Annotated in this window: 9 protein-coding genes, 16 tRNA genes and 1 rRNA gene (1 of these 26 only partly in view); all 26 read right to left on the minus strand. The window is 50.3% G+C overall.

The genetic code is table 11. The features are described from left to right. Positions 1-100 precede the first annotated feature (100 nt). Positions 101-1,648 carry a glucose-6-phosphate dehydrogenase gene (gene zwf / locus AC3RCL_RS27475; protein WP_009591421.1) on the minus strand — a complete coding sequence of 516 codons (1,548 nt, stop codon included), beginning with the start codon at positions 1,646-1,648 and terminating at the stop codon, positions 101-103. Between the two features lie 137 nt (positions 1,649-1,785). Further along, entirely contained in the window at positions 1,786-2,616 is an 831-nt protein-coding gene (locus tag AC3RCL_RS27480) for a YwmB family TATA-box binding protein (protein ID WP_492533162.1), read from the minus strand. A gap of 282 nt (positions 2,617-2,898) precedes the next feature. After that, entirely contained in the window at positions 2,899-3,549 is a 651-nt protein-coding gene (locus AC3RCL_RS27485; protein WP_036665042.1) for a response regulator, read from the minus strand. After that, a complete protein-coding gene (locus AC3RCL_RS27490) occupies positions 3,527-4,600 on the minus strand; it encodes a sensor histidine kinase (protein ID WP_015737447.1) in 1,074 nt (357 codons plus the stop codon). Before AC3RCL_RS27490 ends, AC3RCL_RS27485 begins: the two co-directional genes overlap by 23 nt. Before the next feature lie 42 nt (positions 4,601-4,642). Then, positions 4,643-5,287, minus strand: a complete 645-nt coding sequence (liaF, locus tag AC3RCL_RS27495; protein WP_009591411.1) for a cell wall-active antibiotics response protein LiaF — start codon at positions 5,285-5,287, stop codon at positions 4,643-4,645. A gap of 169 nt (positions 5,288-5,456) precedes the next feature. Beyond that, positions 5,457-6,143, minus strand: coding sequence for a PspA/IM30 family protein (locus tag AC3RCL_RS27500; protein WP_009591427.1), 687 nt, complete (start codon positions 6,141-6,143; stop codon positions 5,457-5,459). Between the two features lies 1 nt (position 6,144). Further along, entirely contained in the window at positions 6,145-6,633 is a 489-nt protein-coding gene (locus AC3RCL_RS27505) for a PspC domain-containing protein (RefSeq protein WP_036665039.1), read from the minus strand. A 2-nt stretch (positions 6,634-6,635) separates the two neighbouring features. Then, a complete protein-coding gene (locus AC3RCL_RS27510; RefSeq protein ID WP_009591432.1) occupies positions 6,636-7,313 on the minus strand; it encodes a PspA/IM30 family protein in 678 nt (225 codons plus the stop codon). A 74-nt stretch (positions 7,314-7,387) separates the two neighbouring features. Beyond that, positions 7,388-7,687 carry a hypothetical protein gene (locus AC3RCL_RS27515; RefSeq protein ID WP_009591410.1) on the minus strand — a complete coding sequence of 100 codons (300 nt, stop codon included), beginning with the start codon at positions 7,685-7,687 and terminating at the stop codon, positions 7,388-7,390. A 352-nt stretch (positions 7,688-8,039) separates the two neighbouring features. Then, a tRNA-Leu gene (locus AC3RCL_RS27520) sits at positions 8,040-8,119 on the minus strand. 8 nt (positions 8,120-8,127) lie between these two features. Beyond that, a tRNA-Arg gene (locus AC3RCL_RS27525) sits at positions 8,128-8,204 on the minus strand. Between the two features lie 12 nt (positions 8,205-8,216). Further along, positions 8,217-8,290: transfer RNA gene (locus AC3RCL_RS27530), tRNA-Cys, on the minus strand. Between the two features lie 11 nt (positions 8,291-8,301). Beyond that, a tRNA-Gly gene (locus AC3RCL_RS27535) sits at positions 8,302-8,376 on the minus strand. A 14-nt stretch (positions 8,377-8,390) separates the two neighbouring features. Continuing rightward, positions 8,391-8,465, minus strand: a tRNA-Gln gene (locus AC3RCL_RS27540). Between the two features lie 16 nt (positions 8,466-8,481). Beyond that, positions 8,482-8,557, minus strand: a tRNA-His gene (locus AC3RCL_RS27545). A gap of 26 nt (positions 8,558-8,583) precedes the next feature. Continuing rightward, positions 8,584-8,657, minus strand: a tRNA-Trp gene (locus tag AC3RCL_RS27550). 6 nt (positions 8,658-8,663) lie between these two features. Beyond that, a tRNA-Tyr gene (locus tag AC3RCL_RS27555) sits at positions 8,664-8,748 on the minus strand. A 4-nt stretch (positions 8,749-8,752) separates the two neighbouring features. Beyond that, positions 8,753-8,828, minus strand: a tRNA-Thr gene (locus tag AC3RCL_RS27560). A gap of 22 nt (positions 8,829-8,850) precedes the next feature. After that, positions 8,851-8,926 (minus strand) — tRNA-Phe (locus AC3RCL_RS27565). Between the two features lie 80 nt (positions 8,927-9,006). After that, positions 9,007-9,083: transfer RNA gene (locus tag AC3RCL_RS27570), tRNA-Asp, on the minus strand. A gap of 30 nt (positions 9,084-9,113) precedes the next feature. Beyond that, positions 9,114-9,190 (minus strand) — tRNA-Met (locus AC3RCL_RS27575). Between the two features lie 87 nt (positions 9,191-9,277). Then, positions 9,278-9,353: transfer RNA gene (locus AC3RCL_RS27580), tRNA-Val, on the minus strand. Positions 9,354-9,416: 63 nt separating this feature from the next. Next, positions 9,417-9,491, minus strand: a tRNA-Glu gene (locus AC3RCL_RS27585). Positions 9,492-9,507: 16 nt separating this feature from the next. Then, a tRNA-Ser gene (locus AC3RCL_RS27590) sits at positions 9,508-9,599 on the minus strand. Between the two features lie 5 nt (positions 9,600-9,604). Continuing rightward, a tRNA-Asn gene (locus tag AC3RCL_RS27595) sits at positions 9,605-9,680 on the minus strand. Between the two features lie 156 nt (positions 9,681-9,836). Further along, positions 9,837-11,726 (minus strand): 23S ribosomal RNA (locus AC3RCL_RS27600) (it continues 1,157 nt past the right edge of the window).

Raw genomic sequence — 11,726 nt, forward strand, 5'->3', positions numbered from 1 at the left:
TAAAGTCATGTATATCATTGTACCACAATTCATACGCAAATCATCCCCATGCGCCGTGCGCATGAGGATGATTTTTATCGCATAAATTTTAGCTAATCTTCTATTTTTTCAACCACACGACGTTATCCTCAAGCTGACCGTTAACCGGCCACCAGTGGAAGCCGTCTTCCTTCAGCAGCTCATCCGCTTTGTCAGGTCCCCAGGAGCCGGCAGGATACGATTCCAGCTCGCCCTGGTTCTCTCTCCAAGCGCTAGCGATGCGATCCACGAAGGACCAAGCGGAAGCCACTTCGTCCCAACGTGTAAAGTAGGTGGAATCCCCGCGGGCAGCATCATGCAGCAGACGCTCATACGCTTCAGGAGAGTTAATGCCCACGATGCAGCTTTGGCAGAAGTCCATCGCAACCGGAGCGATCTCGGACTCGGAGCCCGGCTTCTTCGCGTTGATCTTTACGTAGATGCCTTCCATCGGGTTAACCCGGATAACGAGCAGGTTAGGCTCCAGGGAATGCTTTTGGCCCAAGTATACGTTGGTTGGCATCCGTTTGAACTCTACGACCACCTCGGTCGTCTTAACCGGAAGGCGTTTGCCCGTGCGGATATAGAACGGTACGCCCGCCCAGCGGAAATTATCCACGAAGACTCTGGCCGCAAAATAGGTTTCCGTATTGGATTCCGGATTTACCTTGTCCTCTTCACGGTAAGCCGGCAGATCTTTGCCGCCTGCGGAACCGCTCGTATACTGACCGCGAACCACGTTGTTCTTGACTTCTTCGTTTGAGGCATATGGACGCAGGGAGCGAAGCACCTTCACCTTCTCGTCGCGAATATCTTCTGCGAGCAGGCGGCTAGGCGGCTCCATCGCAATCATGGTCAGCAGCTGCAGCATATGGTTTTGACCCATATCCCTGAGTGCGCCCGCATGGTCGTAATAACCTCCACGCTCCTCGACGCCAACCGTTTCACCAAGCGTAATTTGGATGTTGGCAATATGCTTGTTATTCCAGAGCGGCTCGAAGAAAGCATTCGCAAAACGGATAACCTCGATGTTCTGCACCATTTCCTTCCCGAGGTAATGGTCGATCCGATAGATCTCCTCTTCCTTGAACACTTTACGGATCTCTTCGTTCAGCTTGGCAGCGGACTCCAGATCGTAGCCGAACGGCTTCTCGATCACAAGACGGTTCCAGCCCTCTCCGTCCAGCATGCCGCCCTTCATCAGGTTGAACGATACGCTGCCGAACAATTCCGGTGCAAGCGCAAGATAGAACAAGCGGTTGCCCGGTATATTAAATTTCGTTTCCAATTGCTCCGTTTGTTCGCGGAGCTCACGGAAACCGTCAATATTGTTGATATCTAAAGATTTATATTCAAAATGCTGTGCAAATGCATTCCATTCACTATCCTGTTCCGAACTATATCGGCAGAATTCCTGAATCGAACGATACACGTCCTCCCGAAACTCCTCTTGGGTGCGCGGACGCCGCGCCACGCCGATTACAGCAAAATCCTCATCCAGTTTTCCTTCACGATAAAGACTGTAGATCGCCGGAAACAACTTACGTCTTGCCAAATCACCAGTCGCTCCAAAGATGAAAAATACAGCTCCCGGTGTCTTCATTGTATCTAGATTTTGATTTTCAGCCATGGCTCCTCATTCTTTCTATGAATTATAGTGTATTTTTATGCATCGGCACTTAACTCGATGTGATGACATTTTAGCATATTCATTTCAAGTATGCTATCTCATTCCGTATTTTTTCATCGGAGTTTCAGATATTATTTTCAATATTCTATTGTAATGACGGGAAATCCGATCGTTATTCTACTGCTTTTCTTCACCGAATCTTCATGCACCGCGATCTGCATATGAATCGGCGTGTTGCCGCTCTTCACAAAAGTCCCCAGCGAAGGCGCCTCATAGGATCGGCTGATCGTTGTAACATCCGCATAATCCTCAACGGAACGAAGCGGAAGCTTTCGGGCTACGGCCTCTTCTACTTGGGCCATCGTTCCATCCACGCTGCCTGACTTCGTTGCATATCCTTGAATGGACGCATTCCACGTATTCGGTATGCCTGCTTGCTCCATCCGTTCTTGAACATGCTGCTGAAGACTCATCATTTCCCGGGCCTGGGCTGCCGCCTCTCCGACAAGCATGACTCTGACATAACTATGGCCTTGGTTCGTTAGGGCCCAATCCAAATGCACGGAGACGCCCGATCGATCGCCTTCCGCTTGGAAAACGTCATTTCCTTGAAGCTCGTTCGAGGTAATGCCGGAAAGCCCTATTGCGCGAGCCAATTCCTCAGCTGCTGTCTTAGCTTGATCCTTAGAAATCGAATTTATCATTTCGCCTTGAATTTTTACCGTGAGGAGTGCGGAAGGATCCATATGCTCCTGTCCAAGGGCTGCAAGAAGCTCCAAATTGCTTTCGGCTGTAGTCCCTGCTTCTGATGCTCCATTCGCCGTTCCCTTCCAAGCTGACGCCTCTGCCGTTTGCGGAACCGCTTCCTCCCCATTGCGTTCCGTTGTTCCCGCAAAACCCGCCATCATCCCTGCTGCCCCGCACAGCAACAACATCATCACAATCAACTGTAAACGTATCTTCCGCATCGTCAGCCACGCCTCCTCGTACGAATCTATCAATCTAGTAAAAGGATGGCCGCCTCACTTCAGATTTATACCTCGCCATTTAAAATGATCCTGCTATTACCGTTTTAAAAATACCTCCATAACAAAAAGCCTCCCGATTGGGATCTTTAAGCCTGCCTATCATTGTTTACATGGATATGTTGATACCCGACGCATCGCATCACGGATCTGTTTAGAACCGCGCTCGGCATCTCAAAACTGTTTATTTCACGTTCATAAACATAAAAAAAGAGCCGGCACTCCTTACTCAGCCAGCCCATTTTTATAAGCGTAGATGGCAGCTTGGGTCCGATCCTCTACCCCCAGCTTGCCCAAAATATTAGTCACGTGAAACTTCACGGTTTTGATGCCTATAATCAAATCATCGGCAATGTCCTGATTGGATTTGCCCTGTGCCAGCAATCGCAGCACTTCCATCTCCCGGTCCGTCAGGTCATTATGCGCGGGTGCTTCATTTTGCGGATGGCGGAAACGATTCATCATCTTCGAAGCGACCTGGGACTCCAGAACCGACTGGCCCCGTGCGGCCGCACGTATAGCATCGGCGACCTCGGAAGCCCGGGAGGTCTTCAGCAGATAACTGAACGCGCCTGCTTCAATGACCGGATACATCTTCTCATCATCCAGATAGCTGGTCAGTACGATCACCTTAAGATTCGGAAATTGCTTCATCAGCTCCCGCGTGGTCTCAATGCCGTCCATCCCATCCATGACCAGATCCATCAGCACCACGTCAGGATGATATTCCTGCGCCAGGCGTATGCCTTCCTCGCCGCTGCCCGCTTCGCCTACCACCTCAATGCCGTCTTCGGTGCCAAGCACGGCAGCCAAGCCGATCCGCACCATCTCATGATCATCCACCAGCAGTACCTTAATCGGTGCTTCCATCTCCATCCCCCCGTTTGCGTTCTTCGTTTATGAGCGGCACGATAATCTCAATCCGCGTCCCTTTACCCGGGGCCGTGATGAATTGTAACGAGCCGCCGATTTCCGTCACCCGTTCCTGCATGGTCGAAAGACCGTAGGAAGTCTGTTTCTTGTCGTCCAGTTCGAACCCGACCCCGTCATCTCGCAGCATGACCCGAACGGTGTTCTGCCTGCGATGAATCCGGATGTCCATTTTTTCCGCCTTGGAGTGCCGAAGCGTATTCGACATGGCCTCCTGAATAATGCGGAACAGATGATTTTCGATCCCTTTAAGCAAATGTATGTCATCGTCCATCTCAAACGTAATTTCCATAGGCACTTTGATCCGCAATTCCGTGATCAAATCCCGCAGCCCCTGCTCCAGTGCTTTCCCTTCAAGATAAACCGGCCGCAGATGAAGGAGAAGCGCCCTCATCTCGGACTGTGCCACAGCCGACATTTCCTCAATCAGAGCCACCTGGCGCTGCGCTTTGTCAAAATCCTTATCCAGCGTCCTGCCCACAGCTGTTGCCGTCATCGAGATGGCAAACAGCTGCTGAGATACCGCATCATGGAGCTCGCGCGCCAGACGCTGTCTCTCTTCCACGATCGCCGTAACCCTGGCCTGCTCGGCTAGCTGGGCATTGTTCGTGGATAACCGCTGCAGGGAAGACACCTGATCCTCCCAGCGCTTGCTGATCTTCACCAGCTGTTCTCCAAGCCGGCCCACTTCGTCTTCGCCGATGTCCGGCATGACGTCCGTCAGACTCCCTTTTTCCCAGTTCACGAGTGTTTCCCTAACGAGATCGACCCGCCGTTTTACCCGGTATCCCTGGAAGAAGCCATAAATCGCTCCCAGCCCGATCGGCAGCAATACCAGGGTTATGCCTGCCTCGATCCGGTTCTTCCACGTCTCAAACGGTTGAAGATAACCATATGTATATAATAAATAAAGGACAACGAGCATGACAACCAATCCTAGAAGGGTCCCCTCACGCATACTTCGGGTAATGATATTTGCTTTCTTTTCCGTTTCCACGGGGCAACCCTCCTGAATGGTATACACAAAACAATACGTTTATTATGTCATTCTTATATTCAAATCTCCGCCTAAATAAGAAACGATAAATTTCACTTTATATTCGCTGGTCTCATAATTGGGCGATTGATATTTCACTCGGTTCAATATGCCGGTTTCCTTCCGGTCGTCCATATGAATCGATCCAAACAAGATGAATGCTTCGATCTCCACCCCGTAATAGTCCGGAATCATCAGATCGATATCACCGAGCATTCCGTGGAACATGAGCACCGTTTGCCGTTCTTCGGGAAGCGCCAGGGACAGATCCACATCCGCTTCTCCGAGCACATGCCACACGCTCAAGCTGCGCATCACCCAGGGTGCACGGTCCCAGTCAAAGTTGGACATAAAGTTCTGCTTCTGAATATATCTGGTCGTGGTATGGGCCCGTTTGGACTTGCCGTAGAAAATACCCAGCGATATCAAACTGACGCCAATAATCAACATAAGATGCTCGAGCAGCAGCAGCACGGCTCCGACGCCGAGCAGAATGTACCCCTTCTTCACATGGCCTTGCCTGATCTGAAGGACGCCCGCGAAGATGAGCAACAGGGCGACAATGGTGAAGAAACCAAACCATCGGCCGAAAAGCATAATAAAACCCAAGCTGATTAAACCTACTGCTATCCAGCGGTTTCTGTCCATGTCGCACCTCCTTGATGACCAAGATATAAGCTCGGAAAAGCCATATCAGTGAGATGCTCCCCACTGTATGGCTTTGCCTGTACTATACGACAATCTCATTCGTATAGCATATCATATGAACACGGTATTCGAATACGCTTTGTTCTTATTTTGCTGACTTGCTAAGGAATTACTCGGATTTCGAGGGTTTCCCCATTTTGTTTTTCAACGCTTGCAGCTGCTCATCCACCTTCAGTTGCTTCTCAGCATCCACTGGACTTGTGTATGCTGCGTTGTTAGGGCGGTATGGTGCGCGAAGCACATCAGCTTCAGCTTCCATTTGCATGATTTTTTCTTCCATGCGGTGGAAGCCCATCGAAGCACTGCCGCTTTCAATGGTGTGCAGGCTGCTCACTTGAGACATTTGCTTCTTCGCTTTCGCCATTTGAGCGCGAGCTACAAGCTCATTGCGCTTGTTGCGCATTTTGTAGAACTCGTCTTTCATTTCATGCAGCTGAGCAACAAGCTCTTTCGCTTGAGCCTCGGATTGCAGGTGCAGTTCTACGTACTCGGTTTCTTTTTGATCGAAATAGATCTTTTCTTCAAGCAGCTTGCGAGCCACTTCTTCTTGACCGTTTTTCAGAGCCAATTCCGCCTGAGCTTCACGTTGTGCCGCCATCTTCACAGCCTCATCGACGCGCTGCTTCATGCGACGCTCATTTGCCATTTGCTTCGCAACCGTTACCTCAGCTTCATGAATTTCTGCCTCCATGTCGCGCAGGTACTGGTTCAGCATTACGATCGGATCCTCCACTTTATCCAGCAGCTCGTTCACCGATGCTTTCGTCATATCCTTGATTCTTTTAAATACTCCCATGTTATTTATCTCCCTTCTCATAGTTCGAAAGTTTTTTCTTCAATTCTTCGATTTCTTTTTGCATGGCTTTTCTTTCAATATCCTTCATCATCGCATCCAGATCGGAATCGGTGGACGCGTTCGTTCTTGTGCCGTTGGGACGATCATATTTGGGACCAAAGCTTCCATGCTCATTAGGATTAGGGTAGCCTTGATGACGTCCATAAGCGTCATTGTAGCTGTTGTAGCCTGGCCCCGGGCCCGGATGGTCGTTGTAACGGTATCCGCCGCCATGTCTTCCTTGCGGTCCGTACGGATCGTGATAATACGGCTCTTTAGGAACGACGAGGGTTGCAATCAGATAGATCAACAGCGTTGTACCGCCTGTGAAAAAGATACTGACTACAAATATGATTCTAAGTAGGGTAGATTCGACTCCGAAATGATCGGATATACCGCCGATCAACCCTGTGAACATCTTGTCTCGGGTGGAACGGTACAATCTTGTCATGGTTACTCCTTTCCGCTGTTATTCAGCTTTTGCTTCAAGCGGGCAAGTTCCTTTTCCAATACCGTGGAGACGGATTCTCCAGCCTGATCCATGTATTCCTGCCCCATGCGGCGTAAATCGCGAAGGCTTCTGGCTTCCAGTTCCCAGTCGCTGATACGGTCCTCGAGGCGATTGAACATCTTCGGTACATCATGACCCCCGCCATAGGATCCCGTACGTTCATTCATTTTTTGCTGAAGACGAAGGGTTTCCACTCGGGCAACATAATACTGGCGTTTGCTGTAGACCGTCTGATATTCCATCCGCAGCTCACCGAGCTGCTCCTCGATTTCTTTCAACGACTCCAGGCTAGAGGATAACAGGCCTTGATACTGTTCAATCTTTTCCTCATAAATCAGCTTCTCCTGCAATGCCAGCTTGGCAAGATGCTCTTCGCCGGCCTTCAAGGCAAGCAGTGCCTGCTCTTCGCGTTTGAATCGCATGGTTTCCGCTTGATCCACCTGCTGTTTCAGCTGTCTGGAATGTACTTGGCATTGCTGCTGCAGCTTCTCGGCCTCAGCAATGTCCTGTCTGGTTGAATGTAGGAACTGGTCGATCAATCGAACCGGATCCTGGCTCTGCTCGAGCTTTTCATTCAATGTTGCTACGGTTATGTCTCTTATCCGCCGGAAAACACTCATATCGGCTTAGCCCTCCTCATCTATCATGATCTGATCTGTTGTTTATGCAGGTTATATAATGTAGTTGTTCCTTATCAATAACGGGGTCTTCCATTCTTCAATCGGGACACTCCGTAGATGATTAAGATAACACCAAGGATCGGACCGATCAGCCAAGACAGTTTACCCATCAACCAGATGATGCCGATACCGAGAATGATCCATCCCATCAAGGTATTGCCTCTTCGAATTCCGTAGTATCCCAAAGCAACCATTAGTATCGGAATTAGAAGACTGAACAACCATCCAAGCAGAGGACCGAATACTCCCAGAAGAACCAAGATCCCTAAACCAATCAACAGGATACTCATTCCATTGCCTTTTGAATTCCTCATTTATACACCGCCTTTCTGTTGTTTGATCGTTGTTTCATTTGTTCAACCTTATGACTCTATTCTAGGTAATTTCGAGTTTGACTAAAACGGCCTGTGGACGGTTTTTGGACCTAGACCTAAGGCGGGGCTTCCTATAGACCTACGTCCAACCCCTGGACTGGTCTGCAGTTTTTGCGTTATATCCGTGAACGAACACTTTCCTGCTACGGTAACTTATTGAAGGAACATCAATCTACAGGAGAACGATCTTCAGCAGCTGTGATTGGGAGTGGACTTGTCGTGTGGATGCTTCGATGGAGGGACAACAAAAAAAGGAATGCAGACGTTGATCGTCTACATTCCTTTTGATTGATGCCGGTGAAGGGACTCGAACCCCCACGGTTTCCCTCACGATTTTGAGTCGCGCGCGTCTGCCAATTCCGCCACACCGGCTTACACAATGGCGTGCCCTAAGAGATTCGAACTCCTGACCTTTTGATTCGTAGTCAAACGCTCTATCCAGCTGAGCTAAGGGCACATATGGTTGTTATGGAGGCGCCACCCAGATTCGAACTGGGGATAAAGCTTTTGCAGAGCTGTGCCTTACCACTTGGCTATGGCGCCAGAAATAAAAATGGAGCGGACGACGGGAATCGAACCCGCGACCCTCGCCTTGGCAAGGCGATGCTCTACCGCTGAGCCACGTCCGCAAACATAAAATCAATGGCTGGGGATATAGGATTCGAACCTATGCATGACGGAGTCAAAGTCCGTTGCCTTACCGCTTGGCTAATCCCCAATATGATTTTGTAATATGGGGCGATCGAGGGGAATTGAACCCCCGAGTGCCGGAGCCACAATCCGGTGCGTTAACCACTTCGCCACGACCGCCATATTGTACTAAAAATTGATTCGATTGGCAGGGGCAGCAGGAATTGAACCCACACTAACGGTTTTGGAGACCGCTGTTCTACCTTTAAACTATGCCCCTAAAAACTGGTGGAGGATGATGGATTCGAACCACCGAACTCGAAGAGAGCAGATTTACAGTCTGCCGTGTTTAGCCACTTCACTAATCCTCCAGAATGGTGCCGGCGAGAGGACTTGAACCCCCAACCTACTGATTACAAGTCAGTTGCTCTACCAATTGAGCTACACCGGCGTATAAAATTTTAAAAGGTACATGGTGGCTCGGGACGGAATCGAACCGCCGACACGAGGATTTTCAGTCCTCTGCTCTACCGACTGAGCTACCGAGCCATAGAGCTCATTTCGGACTTTGACGAATCCCATATCGGATACGCATCTCATCCCAAAGTCATCTATGAAACTTGTAAAAATGGCGGAACTGACGGGATTCGAACCCGCGATCTCCTGCGTGACAGGCAGGCATGTTAGGCCTCTACACCACAGTTCCACGAGGCACTATCGCTATTGCGATATAAATTGGTTGCGGGGGCAGGATTTGAACCTACGACCTTCGGGTTATGAGCCCGACGAGCTACCGAACTGCTCCACCCCGCGTCATTAAAAGGGTTGCTTGTATAGGGTCCCCGAAAAGTAATCGGAATCACTTGCGAAGCATGAGCTTCACTTTATGGGGATGAATGATGGTGGAGGCTGAGGGGATCGAACCCCCGACCCTCTGCTTGTAAGGCAGATGCTCTCCCAGCTGAGCTAAGCCTCCGTAACAAAGCGACTTTTATCATACCAAAATCTGATATAAGAAGCAAGTGTTTTTTTAAGAAAGTGGTGACCCGTAGGGGATTCGAACCCCTGTTACCTCCGTGAAAGGGAGGTGTCTTAACCCCTTGACCAACGGGCCTTGCTTAAAATTATAATGGCGGAGAGAGAGGGATTCGAACCCTCGAGACGCTTTTGGCGCCTACACGATTTCCAATCGTGCTCCTTCGGCCAACTCGGACACCTCTCCATAAATGGCTCCCCGAACAGGACTCGAACCTGTGACAACTCGATTAACAGTCGAGTGCTCTACCAACTGAGCTATCAGGGAACAATATTTAGTTCAAGTGATTGATCACCTGAAAACTAGATACGAAACGTATTTGCGTTGATTAGAATCCGTAGCATTCACCCGATGTGGTATCGGGGTCCCCGAAAAGTATTCGGCATCTGCTTCAAAGCTTTGCTTCACTTTTTGGGGTGTTTTTTGGATAAGCCCTCGACCGATTAGTATTGGTCAGCTCCATGCATTGCTGCACTTCCACCTCCAACCTATCTACCTCGTCGTCTTCAAGGGGTCTTACATACTGGGAAATCTCATCTTGAGGGGGGCTTCACGCTTAGATGCTTTCAGCGCTTATCCCGTCCGTACGTAGCTACCCAGCCATGCTCCTGGCGGAACAACTGGTGCACCAGCGGTACGTCCATCCCGGTCCTCTCGTACTAAGGACAGCTCCTCTCAAATTTCCTACGCCCACGACAGATAGGGACCGAACTGTCTCACGACGTTCTGAACCCAGCTCGCGTACCGCTTTAATGGGCGAACAGCCCAACCCTTGGGACCTACTTCAGCCCCAGGATGCGATGAGCCGACATCGAGGTGCCAAACCTCCCCGTCGATGTGGACTCTTGGGGGAGATAAGCCTGTTATCCCCAGGGTAGCTTTTATCCGTTGAGCGATGGCCCTTCCATGCGGTACCACCGGATCACTAAGCCCGACTTTCGTCCCTGCTCGACTTGTAGGTCTCGCAGTCAAGCTCCCTTATGCCTTTGCACTCTTCGAATGATTTCCAACCATTCTGAGGGAACCTTGGGGCGCCTCCGTTACTCTTTAGGAGGCGACCGCCCCAGTCAAACTGCCCGCCTGACACTGTCCCCGTACCGGATCACGGTACCAGGTTAGAACCTAGATACGATCAGGGTGGTATCCCAACGTCGCCTCCACACAAGCTGGCGCTCATGCTTCTAAGGCTCCCACCTATCCTGTACAGATCGTACCCAAATCCAATATCAAGCTGCAGTAAAGCTCCATGGGGTCTTTCCGTCTTGTCGCGGGTAACCTGCATCTTCACAGGTATTAAAATTTCACCGGATCTCTCGTTGAGACAGCGCCCAAGTCGTTACGCCATTCGTGCGGGTCAGAATTTACCTGACAAGGAATTTCGCTACCTTAGGACCGTTATAGTTACGGCCGCCGTTTACTGGGGCTTCGGTTCACAGCTTCGGATTGCTCCTAACCGCTCCCCTTAACCTTCCAGCACCGGGCAGGCGTCAGCCCGTATACTTCGCCTTACGGCTTCGCACAGACCTGTGTTTTTGCTAAACAGTCGCTTGGGCCTTTTCACTGCGGCCCCCTCGGGCTATTCACCCTACCGAGGCACCCCTTCTCCCGAAGTTACGGGGTCATTTTGCCGAGTTCCTTAACGAGAGTTCTTCCGCGCGCCTTAGAATTCTCTTCTCGCCTACCTGTGTCGGTTTGCGGTACGGGCACCTTCACCTGACTAGAGGCTTTTCTTGGCAGTGTGAGATCATGACCTTCGCTACTATAATTTTCACTCCCCATCACAGCCCAGCCTTATCGATGTGCGGATTTGCCTACACATCAGCCTCACTGCTTGGACGGACATCCATCAGTCCGCGTCACTACCCTCCTGCGTCACCCCATCGTTCATAACGGTTTACGGTGGTACAGGAATTTCAACCTGTTGTCCTTCGATTACGCCTTTCGGCCTCACCTTAGGTCCCGACTTACCCTGAGCGGACGAGCCTTCCTCAGGAAACCTTGGGCTTTCGGCGGATCAGATTCTCACTGATCTTTTCGTTACTCATACCGGCATTCTCACTTGTATGCTGTCCAGCGCTCCTTACGGTACACCTTCAACCTACATACAACGCTCCCCTACCCCTGAATCGACTTCACTCCGCCTTCGAAGTGTGTTTATCCCCTGAGAACATTTGGTCATCCTTGATTTCATCTCAAGTCTGACAAAAATGTTTCTCTCAGTCTCACTACCTCAAAGAAGCAGTGAAGTCGATTCAAGCCATAGCTTCGGTGGTGTGTTTAGCCCCGTTACATTTTCGGCGCAGAGTCACTCGA

Source organism: Paenibacillus sp. MT86, from assembly GCF_058792535.1.